General features: G+C 73.7%; 21 protein-coding genes. 11 read left to right on the top strand and 10 right to left on the bottom strand.

Annotated features, from left to right (window positions below):
• Genes ABD230_RS13940 through ABD230_RS13920 form a run of 5 tightly spaced genes read right to left on the bottom strand, consistent with a single transcriptional unit; the run spans position 1 to position 5,462 of the window.
• Positions 1–1,335 (bottom strand): DUF58 domain-containing protein, encoded by a 1,335-nt coding sequence (locus ABD230_RS13940; protein WP_344375485.1) that lies wholly within the window; start codon positions 1,333–1,335, stop codon positions 1–3.
• Positions 1,336–1,337: 2 nt separating this feature from the next.
• A complete protein-coding gene (locus tag ABD230_RS13935) occupies positions 1,338–2,297 on the bottom strand; it encodes an AAA family ATPase (RefSeq protein WP_344375714.1) in 960 nt (319 codons plus the stop codon).
• Positions 2,298–2,305: 8 nt separating this feature from the next.
• The gene (locus tag ABD230_RS13930; RefSeq protein ID WP_344375480.1) at positions 2,306–3,538 is read right to left on the bottom strand and encodes a DUF4350 domain-containing protein; all 1,233 of its coding nucleotides are present in this window, start codon (positions 3,536–3,538) and stop codon (positions 2,306–2,308) included.
• Complete coding sequence (locus tag ABD230_RS13925) at positions 3,535–4,200, bottom strand: DUF4129 domain-containing protein (RefSeq protein WP_344375468.1); 666 nt, start codon at positions 4,198–4,200, stop codon at positions 3,535–3,537. The genes ABD230_RS13930 and ABD230_RS13925 overlap by 4 nt, the downstream gene beginning before the upstream one ends.
• Positions 4,191–5,462: a DUF7847 domain-containing protein gene (locus ABD230_RS13920; protein ID WP_344375464.1), complete on the bottom strand. Its 1,272-nt coding sequence runs from the start codon at positions 5,460–5,462 to the stop codon at positions 4,191–4,193. Before ABD230_RS13920 ends, ABD230_RS13925 begins: the two co-directional genes overlap by 10 nt.
• Before the next feature lie 137 nt (positions 5,463–5,599).
• On the opposite strand from ABD230_RS13920, the gene mtrA reads away from it, so the two are divergent.
• From mtrA to secA, 6 genes are all read left to right on the top strand, one after another.
• Positions 5,600–6,280, top strand: coding sequence for an MtrAB system response regulator MtrA (mtrA, locus tag ABD230_RS13915; protein ID WP_344375415.1), 681 nt, complete (start codon positions 5,600–5,602; stop codon positions 6,278–6,280).
• A 10-nt stretch (positions 6,281–6,290) separates the two neighbouring features.
• Positions 6,291–7,964 carry an MtrAB system histidine kinase MtrB gene (mtrB, locus tag ABD230_RS13910; protein ID WP_344375353.1) on the top strand — a complete coding sequence of 558 codons (1,674 nt, stop codon included), beginning with the start codon at positions 6,291–6,293 and terminating at the stop codon, positions 7,962–7,964.
• Positions 7,957–9,657, top strand: a complete 1,701-nt coding sequence (locus ABD230_RS13905; protein ID WP_344375344.1) for an LpqB family beta-propeller domain-containing protein — start codon at positions 7,957–7,959, stop codon at positions 9,655–9,657. Before mtrB ends, ABD230_RS13905 begins: the two co-directional genes overlap by 8 nt.
• A gap of 104 nt (positions 9,658–9,761) precedes the next feature.
• Entirely contained in the window at positions 9,762–10,526 is a 765-nt protein-coding gene (locus tag ABD230_RS13900) for a ComF family protein (protein WP_344375324.1), read from the top strand.
• A 23-nt stretch (positions 10,527–10,549) separates the two neighbouring features.
• Complete coding sequence (gene hpf / locus ABD230_RS13895) at positions 10,550–11,257, top strand: ribosome hibernation-promoting factor, HPF/YfiA family (RefSeq protein ID WP_344375321.1); 708 nt, start codon at positions 10,550–10,552, stop codon at positions 11,255–11,257.
• 181 nt (positions 11,258–11,438) lie between these two features.
• Entirely contained in the window at positions 11,439–14,246 is a 2,808-nt protein-coding gene (gene secA / locus ABD230_RS13890; protein WP_344375316.1) for a preprotein translocase subunit SecA, read from the top strand.
• Positions 14,247–14,252: 6 nt separating this feature from the next.
• Here secA and ABD230_RS13885 read toward each other — a convergent pair whose 3' ends face one another.
• Positions 14,253–15,521, bottom strand: coding sequence for an adenylate/guanylate cyclase domain-containing protein (locus ABD230_RS13885; protein WP_344375312.1), 1,269 nt, complete (start codon positions 15,519–15,521; stop codon positions 14,253–14,255).
• 105 nt (positions 15,522–15,626) lie between these two features.
• Positions 15,627–16,076, bottom strand: coding sequence for an Rv3235 family protein (locus tag ABD230_RS13880; protein WP_344375310.1), 450 nt, complete (start codon positions 16,074–16,076; stop codon positions 15,627–15,629).
• Between the two features lie 174 nt (positions 16,077–16,250).
• On the opposite strand from ABD230_RS13880, the gene ABD230_RS13875 reads away from it, so the two are divergent.
• On the top strand, positions 16,251–16,844 hold the full coding sequence (locus tag ABD230_RS13875) for a hypothetical protein (protein WP_344375306.1): 594 nt from the start codon (positions 16,251–16,253) through the stop codon (positions 16,842–16,844).
• A gap of 33 nt (positions 16,845–16,877) precedes the next feature.
• On the opposite strand, the gene ABD230_RS13870 is transcribed toward ABD230_RS13875, so the two are convergent.
• Positions 16,878–17,171 (bottom strand): helix-turn-helix domain-containing protein, encoded by a 294-nt coding sequence (locus tag ABD230_RS13870; RefSeq protein WP_344375302.1) that lies wholly within the window; start codon positions 17,169–17,171, stop codon positions 16,878–16,880.
• Between the two features lie 127 nt (positions 17,172–17,298).
• On the opposite strand from ABD230_RS13870, the gene ABD230_RS13865 reads away from it, so the two are divergent.
• The 3 genes from ABD230_RS13865 to ABD230_RS13855 are packed head-to-tail and all read left to right on the top strand — an operon-like array spanning position 17,299 to position 20,696.
• On the top strand, positions 17,299–17,919 hold the full coding sequence (locus ABD230_RS13865) for a hypothetical protein (protein ID WP_344375299.1): 621 nt from the start codon (positions 17,299–17,301) through the stop codon (positions 17,917–17,919).
• Positions 17,919–19,172 carry a CpaE/TadZ family protein gene (locus ABD230_RS13860; protein WP_344375297.1) on the top strand — a complete coding sequence of 418 codons (1,254 nt, stop codon included), beginning with the start codon at positions 17,919–17,921 and terminating at the stop codon, positions 19,170–19,172. Before ABD230_RS13865 ends, ABD230_RS13860 begins: the two co-directional genes overlap by 1 nt.
• 30 nt (positions 19,173–19,202) lie before the next feature.
• Positions 19,203–20,696 carry a sensor histidine kinase gene (locus ABD230_RS13855; protein ID WP_344375294.1) on the top strand — a complete coding sequence of 498 codons (1,494 nt, stop codon included), beginning with the start codon at positions 19,203–19,205 and terminating at the stop codon, positions 20,694–20,696.
• A 156-nt stretch (positions 20,697–20,852) separates the two neighbouring features.
• Here ABD230_RS13855 and ABD230_RS13850 read toward each other — a convergent pair whose 3' ends face one another.
• Entirely contained in the window at positions 20,853–21,101 is a 249-nt protein-coding gene (locus tag ABD230_RS13850; protein ID WP_055859573.1) for a WhiB family transcriptional regulator, read from the bottom strand.
• 195 nt (positions 21,102–21,296) lie between these two features.
• On the opposite strand from ABD230_RS13850, the gene ABD230_RS13845 reads away from it, so the two are divergent.
• Entirely contained in the window at positions 21,297–21,710 is a 414-nt protein-coding gene (locus tag ABD230_RS13845; RefSeq protein WP_344375291.1) for a hypothetical protein, read from the top strand.
• A gap of 72 nt (positions 21,711–21,782) precedes the next feature.
• Here ABD230_RS13845 and bcp read toward each other — a convergent pair whose 3' ends face one another.
• Entirely contained in the window at positions 21,783–22,259 is a 477-nt protein-coding gene (gene bcp / locus ABD230_RS13840; protein ID WP_344375289.1) for a thioredoxin-dependent thiol peroxidase, read from the bottom strand.
• Between the last annotated feature and the right edge of the window lie 64 nt (positions 22,260–22,323).

Here is a 22,323-nt window from a genome sequence, read left to right as displayed (position 1 = left end):
TCAGAGCTCTCCGGCCGCCTTGAGCTCGAGGTACCGGTCGGCGAGCGCGGGCGGGAGCTCGGCCGGGCCGGCCGAGACCGTCGAGGCGCCGAGCCTGCGGACGGCCGCGGCGACCCGATCCGCGTCGAGCCGGCCGCGCTCGGCGGCGGCCGCCGCGTAGACCTCGCCCAGGCCGTCACGTCGCACGGCCGCCGAGGCGAGCGCCGGATCGGCGACCGACGCCACGACGACGCGATGCCGTGCCGTGAGCTGCGGCAGGACCGCGAGCAGGCCGCGGGCGGTGCCCGGCGCGTCGGCGGCCGTGAGCAGCACGACCAGCGCCCGCCGGCTCGTCACCGCCCGCACCTGCGCCGGCACGCCCGCCCAGTCGGCCTCGATGAGCTCCGCGTCGACGCCCGCCATGGCGTCGACCATCCGCGACAGCAGGTCGGCGCCCGTCGCGCCGTGCACCCGGCCTCGCAGTCGTCGGTCCCAGAGCAGGAGGTCGACCCGGTCGCCCGCGTGGCTGGCGAGCGCGGCGAGCAGCAGGGCCGCCTCGAACGCGGTGTCGAGGCGGGGCTCGTCGCCGATCCGGGCGGCGGCCGTCCGGGAGGTGTCGACGACGATCACGATGCGCCGGTCGCGCTCGGGCCGCCACGTGCGCACCATGAGCTTCGCCGAGCCCGGGGACTCGGGGTCGGAGCGGCGGGCGGTCGCGCGCCAGTCGATCGACCGCACGTCGTCACCGCGCACGTACTCCCGGAGCGAATCGAACTCGGTGCCCTGTCCGCGGACGAGCAGCGGCGTCCGGCCGTCCAGCTCGCGCAGGCGGGTCAACCGCGACGGCAGGTGGGCGCGTGCATGGAACGGCGGCAGCACGCGCAGCCGTCCCGGCGCCGAGAGCGTCGCCTGGCGGGCCCACAGGCCGAGCGGCCCGTGCGAGCGCACCGTCACGGCGGCGGTCGTCCGGTCGCCGCGCCTCGTGGGCGTGAGCGCCTGCACGAGCCGCCGCCCCTCGCCGGCCGGCACGTCGGCGCGCACCCGGTTGCGACCGTGCACGCCGGCCGAGGGAGGCCATCCGTCGCGGACCTCGGCGCGCAGCATCCGCCCGCCGAGGTTGCGGAGCACGAGCTCCGAGCGCACGGTCTCGCCGAGACGCAGCCGCGGGGGCAGCTCGCGCTCGATCGCCACCCGACGGGGCGAGGCGGCGACGGCGAGGTCCGCGGCGCCGAGCACGAGCGCGAGCGCGAGCCAACCGAGCAGCACCGCCCAGGCGGTGCCCGGGTCCCGGCCGAGCAGCACCACGGGCACGACGCCGAGGGCGACGAGCAGGCTGAACCGTCCGGTGAGCGCCATCGTCAGAGCGGGACCTGCACCTGCTGCACGATCGAGCGCAGCACCTGGTCGACGGCGACGCCCTCGAGCTCGGCCTCCGGTCGCAGCTGGACGCGGTGGCGCCAAGCGGGCAGCAGCATCGCCTGCACGTGATCGGGCGTGACGCGCTCGACCCCGGTCAGCCAGGCCCACGACTTGGCGGCGGCGAGCAGCCCGGCCACCGCGCGCGGGCTGACCCCGAGGCGCATCGACGGGCTGCGACGCGTCGCCCGGGCGAGGTCGACGACGTACGCGAGCACGTCGTCGGCGACGCCGACGCGGCGCGCGGCGGCACGCGCGGCGGCCAGTTCCGCCGAGCCGAGCACGGGCTCGACGCCCGCTGCCGCGAGGTCGTGCGGGTCGAATCCGTCGGCGTGGCGGCGGAGCATCGCGACCTCGGCGTCGCGCTCCGGCACGTCGAGCACGAGCTTCAGCAGGAACCGGTCGAGCTGCGCCTCGGGCAGCGCGTAGGTGCCCTCGTACTCGATCGGGTTCTGCGTCGCCGCGACGAGGAACGGATTCGGAAGCGGGCGGGTGACGCCGTCGACCGAGACCTGGCGCTCCTCCATCGCCTCGAGCAGCGCCGACTGCGTCTTCGGGGGTGTGCGGTTGATCTCGTCCGCGAGGAGCAGGTTCGTGAAGACCGGCCCCTCACGGAAGGCGAACTCCCCGGAGCGCGGATCGTAGGCGAGCGAGCCGGTCACGTCGCCCGGCATGAGGTCGGGCGTGAACTGCACTCGCCGGGTCTCCAGCCGCAGGGTGCGGCTGAGGGTGCGCACGAGCAGCGTCTTCGCGACGCCGGGCACGCCCTCGAGGAGCACGTGGCCGTCGGCCAGCAGCGCGATGATCAGGCCGGTGACGGCGCCGTCCTGGCCGACGACCGCCTTGCCCACCTCGGTGCGCACGCGGTCCAGTGCGGCGCGCAGCTGCGCGTCGTCGGGCATCGGGTCGGTCATGGTCGCCTTCCTGTCGGGTCGGTGGTGTCGAGCCCCGGGTCGGGGAGCATCGTCTCGTGGACGGCCCGCTCGAGGTCGTCCACCGCCCTCGCGAGCCGGACGAGGTCCGCGTCGCCGCGCGGCTCCTCGTCCACGAGCAGGGCGCGGACGTCCGCGGCCGCGCGGCCGGTGGCGTTCGCGACGCCGGCGACGACCGCGTCGACGTCGGCGGAGCGCGGCAGCCGGAGCGCGACGGCGAGCCGGCGGATCGCGGCGATGCGGAGCTGGTCGAGCGCGCGCAGCCGTGCGGAGCCCCGGGCGTAGAGGCGCGCGCGTCCCTCCCCGGTCTCCGAGGCGGGCACGTGGACGGGCAGGTCCTCGACCACGAGCGGGCCGAACCGGCGCCCGCGCCAGATGCCGGCGACGACCGTGACGACGACGAGCAGCACGAGGACGGGGGTCGTCCAGCCCGGCATGAGCTCGCCGAGGGTCGGCGCGTCCGCGGCATCCGCGTCGCCCGGGCCGGGGAGGTACCACGCGACCCGGTCGCGGGAGCCGAGGAGGCCGATCGCGAGGGCGGCGTTGCCGGCCTCGTCGATCGTGGCGTTCGCGAACGGGGTCGTCGCCCCGACGAGCACCACGTCGGCGCCCTGCGGCGACGTCCCCGAGACGACCGCGAACGCGTCGCCCGCGGGGAAGCACCCCGTGAAGCGGGCGGCCTCGGCATCGTCGTCGACCGCGAGCGCCCGCTGGCCGTCGGAGAGCGCGCCGGCCCGCTCGGCGGCGGGAAGCTCGCAGGATGCCGCGCCGGGGGCGCCGTCGGCGAGGCCCGCCAGCCGCACGCCCGGTGCGAGCACCTCGAGGGCGGCGAAGTCGGGCCGTGCGACGACGATGAGGTCGGCATCCGCCGCGAGCCCGCGCAGGCCGTCGCGATCCAGGACGCCGAGGTCGTCGTGGAGGAAGACCGTCGCACCGTCGCGCGCCGCGTCGCGGGCCGCGTCGAGGGAGCGGACCTGCTCGACCTCGACGCCCTGCGCCGCGAGCACCCGGGCGAGCGCCTGCGCACCGACGGGCGCCGCGTTGTCGGCCGCGAGCGGTGCCCCCGGCGCGCGCACCGTGCCCTGCAGGACCACGAGCAGGGCCGCGCCGCCGAGCAGCACCAGGACGATCGCGATCCACGTGCGCCGGCGCCGCAGCGCGGTCCGCAGGCGCGGCGTCACCGCCTCCGCGGGCGTCGCCGTCGCGGTCACGCCGGTGCTCCGGCACCGGCGGGCGCCGCCGTGGGACGGGTCGTCGCGAGCTCGGCCTCGAGCGCCGACACCGCGGCGTACGCGGTCGCGTCGCCCGGACGCCCGAGGTACCGCACGGCGTCGAACGCGTCCGCCGCCGCCTCGAGGCGGTCGCGGTGGTCGGGGAACGGGGCGGATGCCGCGCGGCCGACGCCGTGCGCCGTCGTGCCCGGATGCACCTGCACGAGCTCGCGCTCGAGCAGGTCGCGCGCGAGCGCGCGGAACCGCTCCTCGATCGCGAGCGACCAGTCGCCGGCCGCCGCGGCCCGCTCCGCCGACCGCCGGAGCGTCGCCGCGTCGCGCACGTCGCCGTCGTCGAACAGGGGCACCGTGGCCCGGGCGCGCCGTCGGAGCCGTGGCAGGCCGAAGACGATGAGGCCGACCACGACGAGCCCGGCGACCACGAGGACGGCGATGAGCGCGAGCGCCGGACCGGGCAGTCCCGTCGCCCCGGAGAAGAGGTCGGCGATCCAGTCGCGCACGGCCTGGGCCGCGAGGTCGAAGGCGGTTGGCTCCGCCGCCCGGTACTCGGGCCGTGCGAGCTCGTCGGCGACCCAGCGCCGCGCCTCCTCGGCGTCGGGGTCGAGCGGCGGCGCGAGCCGCAGGGCGCCGATCAGGTCCACGTGGGCGCCGGACCGCCGGTCGGGGTGGCGCCGGGGGTCGCCGCGCTCGGCACCGGCTCGTACGGGTCGGTGACGGGCAGTCCCGCTTCGCGGGCCTCGACGTGTCGCTCGAGCTCGAGGTCGAGACCCTCGGAGCGCATGCGCAGGTCGATGTAGATCACGGCCACGAGGGCGGCCTGGACGACGGCGACGATCGCGCCGACGAGCACCGAGAGCACCATGGCGATGACCGTCGACGAGACCACGACCGCCTCATACGTCGCCCCGACCGTCGGGTCGAGGATCATCGCGAGGATCGTGCCGCCGAAGGTCGGCACCTGCACGACGGTCTGGGCGATCGTGGTCACGATGAGGCCGACGAGCAGGATGAGCCCGAAGGTGCGCCAGAAGTGCCCGGTGGTGAGCGCCCACGAGCGTCGCACCGCCCGGCCGATGCCCGCACGTTCCAGCACGATGACGCTCGGGACGAGGGCGAGCTTCGTGCCGAGCCAGGCGCCGAGCACGGCGAGCCCGAGCAGGAGCAGCAGGACGACGAGGATCGCCCCGATGACGGTCAGGGGGTCGGGCGCGATGAGCGCCGTGAGGAGGATGATGCCCATGAGGACGGCGACGACGACGAACACGATGACGCCGACGAGCAGCGTCCACCCGATGAGCGGCCCGATCCGCTTCGCGGCCCGCTTCCAGAGCGCGCCGAAGCCGAGCTTCTCGCCCAGGGTGCCCGTGGCCACCTCGACGACCATGACGCCCTGCAGGAACGCGCCGGCGACGACGCCGATCGCGAGCGGCACGATCGACAGGAGGAGCGTCCACCCCACGGCCCCCGCGAGGATGGCGTCGGCGTCCTCGGCGGTGCCCGCCGACTCGACGCGCCCGAACGCGGTGACGAACAGGGGGAGGAAGACGGCGGTCGACGCGATCGCCGAGACGAGCTGGACGACGAGCCCGGTGCCGAACACGGGCGCCGGGTTGCGGCGGAGGGTGCGGAACGGCGCCCAGAGCAGCGTGCCGAAGCCCATCGGCCGGAGCGGGAGCAGGCCCGGCTTGGGCGGCGGGGTCCAGCCTGCGCCGGGCGGCGGCCCGTACTGCGGGACCTGACCGTACCCGGGCCCGTACTGCGGCGCCTGGCCGTACTGCGGGACCTGGCCGTACCCCGGGGGCAGCGGCGGTGGGACGGGCGCGCTCGGCGGGGGCGGCGGCGGAGGCGTCGCGTCGCCGGGGCTCGCCGGGGGAGCGGGGGGATGCCACTGCTGGTCGGACACGTGCGTCGGGCTCCTTCCGGGGATGCCACCAATGCTAGCCACTGCCGCGTCGAGGCCGACGCCCGGCGGTGAACGACTACGCTGGTGCCGTTGGCCCACCGCCCGGCCGGAGGCCGGAACCCACGGAGAACGAACGCATGACGCCTCGCGTACTCGTCGTCGACGACGACACCGCCCTCGCCGAGATGATCGGGATCGTGCTGCGCACCGAGGGGTTCGACCCGGTCTTCTGCGCCGACGGCGGCGGTGCCGTGGCCGCCTTCCGCGAGTCCCGCCCCGACCTCGTGCTGCTCGACCTGATGCTGCCCGGCATGGACGGCATCGAGGTCTGCGGGCGCATCCGGGCCGAGAGCGGAACGCCCATCATCATGCTCACGGCGAAGAGCGACACCGCCGACGTCGTGAAGGGCCTCGAGTCCGGCGCCGACGACTACATGGTCAAGCCCTTCAACCCGAAGGAGCTCGTCGCGCGCATCCGGACGCGACTGCGTCCGGCCCCGGAGGCCGCGGTCGAGACCATCACGGTGGGCGACCTCGAGATCGACGCGGCGGGCCACGAGGTGCGCCGCGGTGACGAGCGCATCAACCTCACGCCGCTCGAGTTCGACCTGCTGCTCACGCTCGCGTCGAAGCCGCAGCAGGTCTTCACGCGCGAGATGCTGCTCGAGCAGGTCTGGGGCTATCACTACAAGGCCGACACCCGGCTCGTCAACGTGCACGTGCAGCGGCTCCGCGCCAAGATCGAGCACGACCCCGACAACCCGAGGATCGTCATGACCGTCCGCGGCGTGGGCTACCGCGCCGGCGCCACGACCTGAGACGGCGCGCATGTCCACCGCGGCGAATCCGGCGGAGCGCGCGGCGGGCTGGGTCCGCGGTCGCGCGCATCGCTTCGGCACGGCGTGGCGGCGGTCCCTCCAGTTCCGCACGGTGCTCATCACCCTCGGACTGTCGAGCCTCGCGATCCTCGTGATCGGCTTCACGATCTCGTTCACCGTCGCCTCCAACCTGTTCCAGGCGCAGGTTGAGCGCGTGCTCGGGTCCTCCGCGACGGCCCGGGCGGCCGCGCAGGCGGCCCTCGACGCGTCCGACGCGGTCGACCGCGCGTCGGTACAGCAGGTGACCAGCTCGGCGCTCTTCGATACCGTCATCGGCGTCTCGGGCAGCACCGACATCGCGCTGTTCCGGGCGCCCGACACGACGCCGCTCGCCATCGCGCCGCCCGACGTCCTGAGTCCCGACCTCGGCGGGCGCATCTCCGCGGAGCTGCGCGAGCGCGTGCAGCAGAACCCGGACGAGCAGTTCTGGCAGTCGGTCGAGCTGACCGACGCCGATGGCAACCCGGTGCCGGGCATCGTCGTCGGCACCGACCTGCTGATCCCGGGCGTCGGCCGGTACGAGCTGTACATCGGGTACGACCTGGGCGATGCCGCGCAGACGCTCGCCTTCATGCAGCTCACCGGGGCGATCGGCGCCGTGGCGCTCATCGCGCTCCTCAGCGCGATCACGCTCGTCGTCGTGCGATGGGTCATCGAGCCGATCCAGGGCGTCGCGGCCACCAGCCGACGGCTCGCCGCCGGCGACCTCGGCGTGCGCCTGCCCGTGCGCGGCGAGGACGAGCTCGCGGCGCTCGCCGAGTCCTACAACGGCATGGCCGACACGCTGCAGGCGCGCATCCGGGAGCTCGCGGAGCTCTCGGTCATGCAGCAGCGCTTCGTCAGCGACGTGTCGCACGAGCTGCGGACGCCGCTCACGACGATCCGGCTCGCGGGCGACGTGCTGTACGGCCAGCGGGAGGACTTCCCGCCCGCCACGGCGCGCACGGCGGAGCTCCTGCGGACGCAGACCGAGCGGTTCGAGACGCTGCTCGCCGACCTGCTCGAGATCAGCCGCTACGACGCCGGCTCGGTCGAGCTCGAGACGGAACCGACGAACCTCGTCCACCTGGCGGGGGAGTCCATCGAGTCGATGCACGCGCTCGCCGAGGAGCGCGGGAGCGAGCTGCGCCTCGAGGCCCCGGGCGGCCACCTCGACGCCGAGGTCGACCCGCGCCGGATCCGCCGGATCGTGCGGAACCTTATCGGCAACGCCATCGAGCACGGCGAGGGCCGTCCGATCGTCGTGTCGGTCGACTCGAACGCGACGGCGGTGGCGCTGTCGGTGCGGGACTACGGCATGGGCATGAGCGAGGATGCCGCGGCGCGGGTCTTCGACCGGTTCTGGCGCGCCGATCCCAGCCGACGGCGCTCGATCGGCGGCACGGGGCTCGGCCTCGCGATCTCCCTCGAGGACGCCGTGGCGCACGGTGGCACGCTCGACGTCTGGTCGCGAGAGGGACGGGGCACCGTCTTCCGGCTCGTCGTGCCGCGCGTGCGCAGCGCCGGCGTCGACGTCGAGTCGCCGCTGCCGCTCGAGCCGTCCGATCCCGACGCCACCGGGCCGGTCGACGTCGGCGCAGTCCCGCCCGGCGGGGCGGCCATCGAGGAGGTCCGGGATGCGTAGGCCCGTCGTCGTCCGACTCGCCCGGATCGCCGCCGCGGCGCTCGCCGGCGCGCTGGTCGCGACCGCGGCCGGGTGCGCGTCGATCCCGACCGGCGGGCCGGTGAACCAGGGACTCACCGAGTCCGAAGACCAGGGCGTCGACGTCGACGTGCTCGCGCGCGGCCCTCGCGAGGGCGCGGACCAGCAGCAGATCCTCGAGGGGTTCATCGACGCGGCCGCGAGCCCGACGGGCAACTACGAGATCGCCAGGCAGTTCCTCACCTCGACCTTCGCAGACGAGTGGCAGGCCGACGAGGCGACCACGATCGACGTGCTCGCGGATCGCTCGTTCACCCAGCTCGGCGACGACCTCATCCGCACGAGGGTCGTCCCGCAGGCGAGCCTCGCCGACGACGGGCAGTACCTCGAGACCGGCTCGACGGAGCCCCTGCAGCTCGAGTACCGGTTCGAGCTGGAGGACGACGAGTGGCGGATCTCGAGCGCCCCGCCGGGCGTGCTCATCGACGAGACGACGTTCGGGCTCGTGTATCGCGAGTACACGCTGGCCTTCTACGATCCGCAGTTCCGCTACGTGGTCCCGGACGTGCGCTGGTTCGCCGGGCGCGCGTCCGCGCAGACGAGCATCGTCCGGGCGGTGCTCGAGGGGGCGGCCGAGTGGCTCGCGCCCGGCGTGGTCTCGGCGTTCCCCGAGGACCTGCAGCTCGACCAGGCGACGGTGCCGGTCACCGACGGCGTCGCGGAGGTGTCGCTCTCGGGTCCGGCGTTCGACAGCCTGCGCACCGTGCAGCTCATGCAGTACCAGCTCGAGGAGAGCCTGAGCGGCGTGCGGAACGTGCGCGACGTGCAGCTCTCGCTGAACGGCGTGCCGCTGAGCGCGCCCGACCTGAGCCCGCCGCCGCTGCGGACGCTCCGCGTGGATCCGCGTCCCGTCGTCTACGACGGCGAGGCGTTCGGGTACCTGTCGTCCGGCGATGCGATCGCCGGGATCGACGGCGTCTCGGACCCGGTCGTCGCGCTCGTCCCGAGCGGCGCGGCCCTCGGACCGGATGCCACGGCGGCGGCCGTGCTCGCCGAGGGCGGCGTCTACCGAGTCGCCGAGGGCTCCGAGCCGGAGCTGCTGGACCCGAGGGAGGGCCTGATCACGCCGGCGCTCGACGTCGACGGGATCACGTGGTCGGTGCCGCGGACTGCGCCCGACGAGCTCGCGTGGTTCGACGGCACCGGCGAGTCCGGCCAGATCGGCGTGCCCTGGAACGCCGACGAGATCGTCTCGATCCAGTTCTCCCGCGACGGGACGCGACTGGTGGCGCTGCTCGAGGACGGCGGCCGTACCCGGGTCGTCGCGGCGTCGGTGCAGCGCGACGACCGCGGCATCCCGCAGGCGCTCGGCTCGGTCGGCCTCGAGCTTTCGCCGTCGGGCGGCGAGCCGCTCGACGTCGCCTGGCTCGACTCCCGGACCATCGGCACGCTCACCGCGACCGCGCCGGGCAAGACCCGGCTCACGACGCAGGAGCTCGGCGCGCCGGCGGCGTCGCGCGACGGCCCGGACGAGGGCATCGAGGTCGACGGCGCGAACAGCCTTCGGGACCTGCGCGTGCTCACCGAGGGCGGCGGCATCGCGACCGGCGCGGGCGTGGGGTGGCAGGAGCAGCCGAGGGGCGTCCGGTTCCTCGCGACGCAGCAGACCGGCTGACCCGCCCGCGCGGCCCGTCCTCCACCGTTCGCGCTCGTGCACGCGCGCCGACGGGTCCCCGGCCGACGCCCCCCGGAGGACCTCCCGTCCGGGAGGATCTCGGCGTGGGACCCCGGACGGACGAACGGATGCCGCGTCCGCTGCGCGATGCGCTGCTCGACGCCGCCGGACTGGTGCTCCCGGTCGCGTGCGCCGGGTGCGGTGCGCCCGACCGGTCGCTGTGCGACGGATGCCGCGCCGAGCTCGTGCCACGTCCGTTCCGGGTCGCGCGCACCGCCGAACCGGCGTGGGCGGCCATGCCGTACGCCGGGACCGCGGCTCGCGTCATCCGCGCACTGAAGGACGGCGGGCGCACGGATGCCGCGGGGTCGCTCGGCACCGCGCTCGGGGCCGCGCTGGCGGCCGCGTGCGGCGAGCTCGACGACGCGCCCCGTGAGGTCGCCGTGGTGCCGTCCACGCCCGCCGCGCGACGTCGGCGCGGGGTCGACGTCGTCGGGCTCCTCGTGCGCCGCGCCGGCTACCGGCCGTCGCACGTGCTCCGCGCCCGCCCCCGGCGGGACCAGGCGGCGCTCGGGCGCGAGGAGCGTCGCACGAACTCGGCGGGGTCGTTCGCGGCTCGCGGACCGCTCGACGGGCGGCGCTTCGTCCTCGTCGACGACGTCCTGACGACCGGTTCGACGCTCGCGGACGCGGCCCGCGCGATCGTCGCCGCGGGCGGCTCGGTGGACGCCGTCTCGGTGCTCGCGAGGACGGAGCTGCGAATCGGCCGAGGGGAGCCGGACGGCTGGCGATCGACTCGTGACATCGGGGACCTCGCGGGCTACGGTGTCAGGACAGGCGTGGTCGAACCACCCTTCAGATCCGGGTGACACGCCGGTGGATGGAGGTTGACATGGAACTGAACATCGTCGGACGAAACCTGGAAGTCACCGATCGATTCCGCGCCTATGTCGCAGAGAAGGCCGAGAAGGTGTCGAACCTGTCCGACCGAGCCATCGCGCTCGACGTCAAGGTCAGCCGTCACAACGAGAAGAACGGCAACAACGCGGGCCTGGACCGCGTCGAGCTCACCCTCGTCGGGAAGGGCCCGGTGGTCCGGGCCGAGGCCGACGGGGCCGACAAGTACGCGGCGTTCGACGTCGCGCTCGGGCGGCTCCTCGAGCGCATCCGCCGCGCGAAGGACCGTCGCAAGGTGCATCGCGGCAGCCGCCGCCCGACCTCGCTGCGCGAGGCGACCGACGTGGGCTTCGCCGGCACGGGCGTGCGGGCCGCCGACGTCGAGGTCCTCGAGAAGGTCCGCACCGGCAACATCCCCGTCGTGGGCGATGAGCCCGCGGCGGAGGAGGACGAGGACTACTCGCCCGTGGTGATCCGCCGCAAGGTCTTCGCGGCGACGCCCATGACCGTCGACGACGCCCTGTACCACATGGAGCTCGTCGGCCACGACTTCTACCTCTTCATCGACGCCGAGACCCACCGGCCGAGCGTCGTCTACTGCCGCAAGGGCTGGGACTACGGCGTGATCTCGCTCGACGAGCACGCCCGGGGCGACCAGGCCGAGGCGGCCGAGGCACTGGGGCTGGCGCGCACGAGCGCCTGAGCGGCATCCGCCGCAGGCCGACGGCCCCGGGTCGACGCGAGCGCGTCGGGCTCGGGGCCGTCGCCCAGCCTGCTGCCCAGTAGCATGGCTATGATGACCGTCTGCACAAGGCGGATCCTCCGGCGTGCGCGGGTGCCCCACCCCGACGTCGCATGCCTGAACGACAACGGGAGAGCAGTTCGTGGCTTCGATTCTGGAAAAGGTCCTCCGCGTCGGCGAGGGTCGCACGCTCAAGCGGCTCGAGAACTACGCCGCCGCGATCAACGCCCTCGAAGACGACTTCCGGGCGTTGAGCGACGAGGAGCTCAAGCACGAGACGGTGGAGCTCCGCGAGCGCTACGGCAACGGCGAGTCCCTCGACGACCTCCTGCCCGAGGCATTCGCTGCCGTCCGCGAGGCGAGCCGGCGCACGCTCGGCCTGCGCCACTTCGACGTCCAGCTCATGGGCGGCGCGGCGCTGCACCTCGGCAACATCGCCGAGATGAAGACGGGTGAGGGCAAGACGCTCGTCGCGACGACGGCCGCCTACCTCAACGCCCTCACGAGCCGCGGCGTGCACATCGTCACCGTGAACGACTTCCTCGCGAGCTACCAGTCCGAGCTGATGGGCCGCGTGTTCCGCGCCCTCGGCATGACCACCGGCTGCATCGTCGCCGGCCAGACGCCGGCGGTCCGCCGCGAGCAGTACGCCGCCGACATCACGTACGGCACGAACAACGAGTTCGGCTTCGACTACCTGCGCGACAACATGGCCTGGCAGGCGTCCGACATGGTGCAGCGCGGCCACTACTTCGCGGTCGTCGACGAGGTCGACTCGATCCTCATCGACGAGGCGCGCACCCCGCTCATCATCTCCGGCCCCGCATCGGGCGAGGCGAACCGCTGGTTCACCGAGTTCGCCGGCCTCGCCAAGCGTCTGGTGGCGGGCGACGACTACGAGGTCGACGAGAAGAAGCGCACCGTCGGCGTGCTCGAGCCCGGCATCGCCAAGGTCGAGGACTACCTCGGCATCGACAACCTCTACGAGTCGGCGAACACCCCGCTCATCTCCTTCCTGAACAACTCGATCAAGGCCAAGGCGCTGTTCAAGAAGGACAAGGACTACGTCGTCATGAACGGCGAGGTGCTCATCGTCGACGAGCACACCGGCCGCATCCTCGTGGGCCGCCGCTACAACGAGGGCATCCACCAGGCGATCGAGGCGAAGGAGGGCGTGCAGGTCAAGGCCGAGAACCAGACGCTCGCCACCGTCACGCTCCAGAACTACTTCCGCCTCTACGACAAGCTGTCGGGCATGACCGGTACCGCCGAGACCGAGGCGGCCGAGTTCATGTCGACGTACAGGCTCGGCGTCGTCCCGATCCCGACCAACAAGCCCATGGTCCGCATCGACCAGGCCGACCTCGTCTACAAGAACGAGGAGGCGAAGTTCGCCCAGGTCGTCGAGGACATCGTCGAGCGGCACCAGAAGGGCCAGCCGGTGCTCGTCGGCACGACCAGCGTCGAGAAGAGCGAGTACCTCTCGCGGCTCCTGGCGAAGAAGGGCGTGCGCCACGAGGTCCTGAACGCGAAGAACCACGCCCGGGAGGCCGCGATCGTCGCCCAGGCCGGCCGCTTCGGCGCGGTCACGGTCGCCACGAACATGGCCGGCCGCGGCACCGACATCATGCTCGGCGGCAACGCCGAGTTCATCGCCGTGCAGCGGATGCACGAGCGCGGGCTCAGCCCCGTCGACACGCCCGACGAGTACGAGGCCGCGTGGGACGAGGTCTTCGAGCGGATCAAGGCGGAGACCTCGACCGAGGCCGAGAAGGTGCTCGCGGCCGGCGGGCTCTACGTGCTCGGCACCGAGCGCCACGAGTCGCGTCGCATCGACAACCAGCTGCGCGGTCGATCCGGCCGCCAGGGCGACCCCGGTGAGAGCCGCTTCTACCTCTCGCTCACCGACGACCTCATGCGGCTGTTCAACGCCGGCGCCGCCGAGAGCCTGATGTCGCGCGGCGTGCCCGACGACGTCGCCATCGAGTCGAAGGTCGTCACCCGCGCCATCCGCTCGGCGCAGTCGCAGGTCGAGGCGCGCAACGCCGAGATCCGCAAGAACGTCCTGAAGTACGACGACGTCCTGAACCGCCAGCGCGAGGCGATCTACTCGGACCGCAGGCACATCCTCGAGGGCGACGACCTGCACGACCGCGTGCAGGTGTTCCTCGAGCAGGTCATCGACGAGGTGCTCGACGAGCACACCGCTGCGGGCAGCCCCGACGAGTGGGACTTCGACGCCCTCTGGGCCGAGCTGAAGACGCTGTACCCGATCGGCATCACGATCGACGAGGTCGTCGCCGAGGCGGGCGAGAAGGGCCGCGTCAACCGCGACTTCGTGCGCCGGGAGATCCTGTCCGACGCGAAGCTCGCCTACCAGCGCCGCGAGGAGCAGCTCGGCGGACCGGCGATGCGCGAGCTCGAGCGGCGCGTCGTGCTGTCGGTCATCGACCGTCGCTGGCGCGACCACCTTTACGAGATGGACTACCTCAAGGACGGCATCGGCCTGCGCGCGATGGCGCAGCGCGACCCGCTGGTCGAGTACCAGCGCGAGGGCTACGCGATGTTCCAGCAGATGATGGGCTCCATCCGCGAGGAGACGATCGGCTTCCTGTTCAACCTCGAGGTCGAGGTCGCGCCGCAGGCGGGCGTCGCAGGACCGCGCATCGAGGCGAAGGGCCTCCAGCGGTCCACGGCACCGGAGGAGAAGCTCAGCTACACGGCTCCGAGCGACTCCGGCGGCGTCGAGGTCCGCAACCAGCGGGGCCAGCTGCAGCAGGCGGCGACCCAGCGCGCCCGACGCGCGGTCGCCCAGCAGTCCGCGCCGCAGCAGCAGCCGCAGCAGCCGCAGCAGCCCGCCGCACGCGGCGCCTTCGGCCAGCGCACGGAAGACGGGCCCGGACCGATGAACCGCCAGGAGCGTCGCGCGCAGGAGCGCCGCGGTCGCTGACGACCCTCACGACGGGCCCGGGGATCCCCCGGGCCCGTCGTCGTCCGCCGGGTGCGCGGACACGGTTCCGGGTGTCATCGCCGCGCCCTCGAGGAACCACGTGTGCACGGGTCCGATGCCCTTCACGTCCACCGTGCCGCGTTCCGTCAGCCGGTGACGGGCGCCGAGCGCGTCCGCGATGCGGTCGGTGACCTGGATGACGTCGGGCGGTGCGGTCGTCTGCATGCGGCTCGCGGAGTTCACGGTCGCGCCGTAGACGTCCCACAGGAACCGCGAATCGCCGATGACGCCGGCGACCACCGGGCCGGTGTCCAGCCCGATCCGGAGCCGGATCCCGCGCCGTCCGCCGATCGCCCGACCCGCGGCGATCGACCGCATCCCGAGCGCGAGGTCCGCGAGCGCGGCGAGGTCCGGCCCGCCGTCCGGGCCGCCCGAGATGGCGAGGTACGCGTCGCCGATCGTCTTCACCTTCGTCACGCCGAGCCGCGCCGCCAGCGCGTCGAACTCGCGCAGCAGGTCGTTGAGGTCGTGGACGAGGTCGTCCGCCGACAGGGAGTCGGACAGGCTCGTGAAGTCGACGATGTCGGCGACGAGCACGCCGACCGACTCGTACCGGTCGGCGATCGGCCGCTCACCCGACACCAGCCGATCCGCGATCCGGTCGGGCAGCACGTTGCGCAGGATCCGGTCGGACCGGTCGCGCTCGTCCGCGAGCGCCGCGGCGAGCCGGTCCCGCGACCGGACGTAGGAGCGCATCGCGAGGAACATGATGGTCGCGACCGAGACGATGTTGATCGCGAAGAACACCGTGACGACGCGGTCGTCGAGCGGCGGCGCGCCCTCGCGCAGGACCCCTTCGAACGGCACCAGCACGACGACGATGCCCGCGAACGCGGCGAAGACGATCCCGGGCCGTCGTACGCGGGTGAACGAGAGCGCGCCGACCACGGCGACGGACGCGAACATGACCACGGCGCTGCTGCGGGCGAAGCCGCCGAGCGCGACGTGCACGAGCGGCGGCAGCACGAGGAACATCGCGAGCTGAGACCGCCGGAACCAGCGGTCGTCGCGCGTGCGGCGAAGGTGCGCGAGCCCCGCGAGGGTGAGCACGACGTACAGCGTCGGCATCGCCGCCGGCACGGGCAGGCCGATGGCGTAGTAGAACGCCGCCCACGGCGAGACGACGAGCACCGTGAACATCGCGGTGAGCGTGAGGACCGACTTCTCCATGCGGCGGCCGTCGCCGTCGTCGGCGGAGTGGCCGAGGGATGCCACGGACGTCACCATCGACGGCAACCGGCGCGATCGCGCGGGGGAGCGCTCCATCGCATGAGCGTAGTGGATGCGCGACGCGCGCCGGCAGCGCGGCGCGCGCCGGGTTCAGAGCACGCTGATGACGCTCGCGCGCCAGCGCTGGTCGAGGCCCTCGAGGCGGATGGCGACCGCGCGCGACCGGGCACGCTGGTGCACGAGCACCACGGCCTCGACGATCCCGTCGACGGGCTCGCAGAGGTGGACGCGGCCGACCGTGAAGGCCGGGCGCTGCGGCGCCTGCCCCTTCGCACGGCGGGCGCGGGCGGCGAGGACGACCCGCTTCGAGAGGTTGCGGTAGACGTCGTCGGTGACCCACCTGGCCAGTTGCTCGAGGTCGCGTGCGCCGGCGAGGACCTCGATGACGCAATGGGTCAGGTTGCGCAGGATCGGCTCCGGGTCCGGGAGCTCGGCGCGACCCGCGCGCTGCCGCGCGAAGTAGTCGTCGAGGTCGAGTCGGCGGGCGCTGGTCCCGTTGATGGCGGCGCTGCGCGGCGCGCCGTTCGGGCGTGCGGTCATGACGGCTCCAGTAGGGCGGGGCGATCGGCGGGGGTCCGACGCGTCGTACCCCCTGTTCGGGGGTGTCCGGGTCTCCTAGATCGAACGGTAGGGGTGGCGCCGTACGGGTGTCAAGGAAACTCCCGCCCTGTGGACAACTGCGAGACGACATGGCCGCGCGGGTAGCGTCGGCGCATGCGGTGGGACCGGCTGTTCGACGACCTCGAATCGCAGCTCGACCGCGACCGCCGCGACGAGGAGCGCGCGCTCGCGCTCGAGTCCGAGCGCCTGCGGGTCGGCCGGCTCGGGCTGCGCGAGCGCATCGCCGCGATGGGCGGTCCGGAATCGGGCGCCGTGCGGCTCGAGCTCGTCGACGACACCTCGCTGCAGCTGCGGCCGACCGCGTTCGGCCGGGACTGGATCGGGGGAGTGCCCACGGGCGGGGCGCCCGGCGCGCAGTGCGTGGTGCCCGTGCCCGCGATCGCCGGCGTGGTCGCCGGCCGTCGACAGGTCGAGGCGAGCCTCGCGCCGCCGCCGACGCCGCCCGCGGCGCTCGTCGAGCGGATCGGCATGGCCTTCGCCCTCCGCGACCTCGGCCGACGACGAGCGGTCGTCGAGGTCCGCACCCTGAGCGGGCGGCTCCACGGCACCATCGACCGGGTCGCCGCGGATCACCTCGACCTCGCGCTCCACGAGCCCGGGGTGCCGCGACGCGAGCGCGAGGTCCGAGGCTACCGGCTCGTGCCGTTCGCCCGGATCGTGGTCGTCACCGCGATGCCGCCGGCGTGACCGGTCGACTCGCGTCCGCGTCGGACGCCGGGGTCAGTCGACCGGGCGCGGACCCATGGTGCGGGCCCCTGAGAACTCGATGACGTTGGCGAACTCGCCCTCGTTCCACACGACCTCGCGGCGCGCGGATTCGTAGCGCAGGTCGATGAAGGCCTCGAGGTGGGTGCGCTCGACGCGCCAGGGTCCGCGGTCGCCCACGCGGATGGCGGGGAGCTCGCCGGACATGACGAGACCGTGCACGGTCTCGACGTCGACGGCGAGCAGCTCAGCCGCGTCGGCGATCGTGAGGAAGCGGCCGAGCGGCTCCCCCGCAGCGTGATGGACCATGCCTCAAGTATCGGCGTGCGTCCCGAGGAGCGTGCGCCGTGTGGATAACTTCACGGTGCTCTCGGAGACTTCCGTGACGATGGGTCGCGGTCCTCGCCCCGTGGCGCGGCCGGAGGGGGGAACGGCGATGGCGGAGCGGACGGCGCGCGGCGGGCGGCGACCCGATCCCAGGCTCGTGATCGGGCTCGTGCTCGTCGTCGGGTCGACGCTCGGCACCTGGGCCCTCGTCGACGCGCTCGACGACACGACCGAGGTGCTCGTCGCGCCCGAGACGCTGACCCCGGGCAGCCGGATCGACGTCGACGCCCTGCGCGTCGAGTCCGTCGGGTTGGGCGCGCTCGCACCGAACTACCTCGCCCCGGGGGACGTGCCGGCCGAGGGGCTCGTCGTGGTCCGCACGGTGCGCGGGGGCGAGCTCGTGCCGACCGCCGCGGTCTCGGACGCCGCCGACGCCGCTCACGCGAGGGTCGTGGTCCAGAGCCGCGGACCGATCGCCGGCGAGATCGCGCCCGGCTCGCTGGTGGACGTCTGGGCCGCGCGAGCCGTCGAGCGCGGCAGCTTCGAGCCGCCGGTCGTGCTCGTCGCCGGGGCCGAGGTCGCCCGGGTCCTGGAGGACGACGGCATGGTGGCCGCCGACGGGCCGAGCGTGGAGCTGCTGATCCCGCGCGAGAAGACCGCCGCGGTGCTCGAGGCGCTGGCATCGGGCGACGCCGTCGACCTCGTCCCCACGGCGACGGGGGCGGGCTGATGGCCCGGCTCGCGTTCGCGCTCGAGCCCGCGGTGGAGGACCGGTTCCTCGCGGGCCTCGTCGAGGCCGGCCACACGATCGTCGCCCGTGTGCTCGGCTGGCGCGACGTGCTCGACGGGCTGGACGTGCTCGCCCCGGACGTCGTGGTCGTCGGCGCCGCGGCGGCGACGCTCGACGCCGAGCTGCTCGCGGCGTGCGACACCCGTGGCATCCGGCTCGTGGCGCTCGCGGGATCGGCCCGCGAGCGCGCGGAGGCGCGGCGGCTCGGCCTCCACGAGGTCCTCGACGCCGACGGCGATCCGGCCGAGCTCGAGCAGCTCGTGGCGGACGGCCCGGCCCTGCCGTCGCGCCTGTCGGAGCCGGAGCGGTCGGCGCGCGCGTCCGCGGACCGCCCCGGCGTGGTGGCCGTCTGGGGTCCGGCGGGGGCGCCGGGGCGCACGACGACCGCGATCTCGCTCGCCTCGGAGCTCGCGGCCGCCGGGCACCTCGTCGCGCTCGTCGACGCGGACCCGTACGGCGGCGCCATCGCCCCCGTGCTCGGACTGCTCGACGAGGCGCCGGGCTTCGCCTCGGCGTGCCGCCTCGCCGGCTCCGGCGCGCTCGACCGGGTGGAGCTGGAGCGCATCGCGCAGCGGCACTCGTCCCCGCGCGCCTCGTTCGACGTCTTCACGGGGCTCGTCGGCCCGAGCCGGTGGCCGGAGCTCTCGCACGACCGGGTCGCCGAGGCGCTGCGCGTCATGCGGGCCCGATTCGAGTTCGTCGTCGTCGACACGGGATTCAGCCTCGAGCGCGATGAGGAGCTGACGAGCGACCCGCTCTCCCCCCGGCGCAACGCGGCGACGTTCGCGGCGCTCGAGGCCGCCGACCGCGTGGTCGCGATCGGCCTGGCCGACCCCGTCGGGCTGTCCCGGCTGCTCCGCGGCCACGCCGAGCTCGTCGACCTCGTCGATCCGGCGTCGATCGACGTGGTCGTGAACCGCGTCCGTCCGAGCGCCCTCGGCATCGACGCGCACGCGCAGGTCCGGCAGACGCTCCGTCGCTTCGCCGGGCTCGCCGACGCCACGCTGCTGCCGCACGACGGGCGCGCCGCCGACGCCGCGATCCTCACGGCGCGGACGCTCCGCGATGCCGCGCCCCGCTCGCCGCTGCGCGCCGCGCTGCGCGGCTACGTCGACGCGCGGCTCCTCCCGCCGCCCGAGCCGCGCCGACGTGCGGCGTTCGCCGCGCTCCGCCGTCGCACCGCGGCGGCCTGAGCGGCCGCTCCGGGTGGGTACGCTTGACCCGTGTCGACCCTCAGTGACCTCGTCCTCGCCCAGGGGCGCAGCAGCCAGGCCGACGTCGACTGGCTGCACATGCTCGTCGGCGACCTGCAGCTGCTCGCCGACCTCGCCTTCGCCGACATCGTGCTGTGGGTCCCGTCGGGGGAGGACGACTTCGTCGCCGTCGCCCACTCCCGGCCCTCGAGCGCGGCGACGCTGTTCTACCGCGACTTCGTCGGGCAGGGGATCCGCGAGGAGTGGAAGGGGCTCGCGTCGCAGGCGTTCGAGACCCGCGAGATCCAGGACTCGTCGGCGCCGGACTGGTACGAGGAGATGCCCACCCGCGTCCGCGCCGTACCCGTCATGCGACGGCTCTCGGTGACCGGCACGGCGCTCGCGCCCCAGCCGGTCGCCGTCATCACGCGGCACACCAACCTCGGGTCGACGCGCACCCCGAGCCGGCAGGAGCTCACGTTCAACGACTGCGCGGGCGAGCTCTTCCAGATGATCGCCTCGGGCGACTTCCCGGACCTCGGTGCGCCCACCGGTCCTCGGAGGGGCGCACCGCGCGCCTCGGACGGCCTGATCCGGCTCGACGTCGACGGCGTGACGACGTTCGCGAGCCCGAACGCGCTCTCGGCGTTCAACCGCATGGGCTTCGACGACGAACTCGAGGGGCAGTCCCTCGCGGATGTCGCGACGCGGCTGCTCAGCGGCAAGCTGGTCGTGGACGAGTCGCTCCCGCTCGTGGTCACCGGTCGCGCACCGTGGCGCACCGACGTCGAGTCGCGCGGGGTCACGGTCTCGCTGCGCGCCATCCCGATCCGTCGTCGCGGTGAGCGCACCGGCGCGATCGTGCTCACGCGCGACGTCACGGAGCTGCGCCATCAGGAGCAGGAGCTCATCACCAAGGACGCGACGATCCGCGAGATCCACCACCGCGTGAAGAACAACCTGCAGACGGTGGCATCGCTGCTGCGCATCCAGGCGCGCCGCACGCACTCCGACGAGGCGCGCGACGCGCTGACCCAGGCCATGCGACGGGTCGGCGCGATCGCGGTCGTGCACGACACCCTCTCGGAGGGCCTCACGCAGAACGTGGACTTCGACGAGGTGTTCGACCGGGCGCTGCTGCTCGTCGCCGAGGTGGCCGCGGCGCACAACACGACCGCCCACCCGAAGAAGTCGGGCACGTTCGGCGTGCTGCCGAGCGAGTACGCCACGCCGCTCGCGCTGGCGCTCACCGAGCTCGTGACGAACGCCGTGGAGCACGGCCTCGCCGGTCAGGAGGGCGACGTCGAGGTCATCGCCGATCGCTCCGACACGGTGCTGACGGTGCAGGTCCGCGACAGCGGATCGGGCCTCCCGGAGGGCAAGGTCGGCGAGGGTCTCGGGACGCAGATCGTGCGCACGCTCATCCAGGGCGAGCTCGGCGGCACGATCGACTGGCACACCATCATGGGCACGGGGACCGAGGTCACCATCGAGGTGCCGCTGCGCTGGATCACGAAGGACTGAGCGGCGAGCCGGTCCGCCACGTGCGGACGGCATCCGCGCGAGCGCGGATGCCGTCCGGTCCGGGTGCTGCGGGGAGTCCGCGCGATCGGCGGGGTCCGCTCCGCGAGGGCGACGAGACGGGTCGCCGGAGCGTCGATCGCGCGTGCGTGCCGGGTCTCAGCCGGCGCGTCGGGCGCGAGCGGCGCGGCGCTTCAGAGCGCGGCGCTCGTCCTCGCTGAGACCACCCCAGACACCCGAGTCCTGGCCGGTCTCGAGGGCGTACTGGAGGCAGATCTCGGTGACGGTGCATCGGGCGCAGACCGCCTTGGCCTTCTCGATCTGGTCGACGGCCGGACCGGTGTTGCCGACAGGGAAGAAGAGTTCCGGGTCGGCGGTGAGGCAGGCGGCTTTGTCGCGCCAATCCATGGAGATGCTCCTTGTGTTGTCGGTTCGCAGCGAGCGCACGCGAGTGCGACCGGAAACCGGCGGTGCTGCTGGGGGAAAGCCGAATCTCGGGAAGTAGGATCGGGGAAGCGATCGGCTCACGTCCCTGTGAGCATCAATTCGGCCTCATAAATGGTCGCATAGCGAGGGAAGCGAATCAAGAGTGGTCTTCGGGAGATGCCTGTGAATCAGGGCGGCGCGAGGGCCGCGTTCGTGACCGTGGTCGGGCTGCTGTTCGCCGAGGCCGCCGGCCTGGCGGCGGTGCTCGTCTGGCTGGTCGTCGATCTCCTCGTGCTGCGTCCGTCGTCGCTCGCGACCGCGCTCGCACTCGTGGTGCTCGTGGCGATCGCCACGGCCTGGGTCGCCGCGATCGCGGTCGCCGCGCTGCGGCGTGCGCCGTGGTCGAGGGCCGCGGCGATCGTCTGGCAGGTGCTCCAGCTCTCGGTCGCCGTGGGCGCGTTCCAGGGCCTGTTCGCGCGGCCGGACATCGGCTGGGTGCTGCTCGTGCCCGCCATCACGGTCATCGGGCTGCTGCTGTGGCCGCCGGTGCGCGACCTCTACGCGCGCCCGGAGGACCGACCGGCCGCCTGAGCCGACGGCGCGCCCGAGACGACGGAGGCGGCCGCCGCATCGTGCGGCGACCGCCTCGGAGCGGGAGCGGCGTCAGTCGTCGAGCCCGAGCTCCTTTCGGATGCGCGCGACGTGGCCCGTGGCCTTGACGTTGTACATGGGCTTGGCGATGCGGCCGTCCTCGTCGATCAGGAAGGTCGAGCGGATCGACCCGGTGACGGTCTTGCCGTAGAGCTGCTTCTCGCCCCAGGCGCCGTAGGCCTGCTGGACGGCGAGGTCGGCGTCCGACAGCAGCGGGAAGTTCAGCCCGTCGCGCTCGGCGAACTCCTTGAGCCTCGGCACCTCGTCCTTCGAGACGCCGACCACGCGCACGCCCGCACCGGCGAACGAGTTCAGGCTGTCGCGGAAGTCGCAGGCCTCGGTCGTGCAGCCGGGCGTCATCGCGGCGGGGTAGAAGTAGAGCACGACCTTCTGCCCGCGCAGCGACGAGAGCGTCACGGGCGAGCCGTCCTGGTCGGGGAGGGTGAAGTCGGGGGCGAGGTCGCCGGCGGCGAGTCGAGCGTCGGTCATGCCTCAATCGTAGGCAGCCCGCGGATGCCGGGCGTCGCATGCCGCTCGCGGCATCCGTCGTCGG

The organism is Agromyces tropicus, from assembly GCF_039531345.1.
In the GTDB taxonomy this organism is placed as follows: domain Bacteria; phylum Actinomycetota; class Actinomycetes; order Actinomycetales; family Microbacteriaceae; genus Agromyces; species Agromyces tropicus.
The sequence above is the reverse complement of the archived record's forward strand: the minus strand, read 5'-3'. Positions and strand labels throughout refer to the sequence as shown.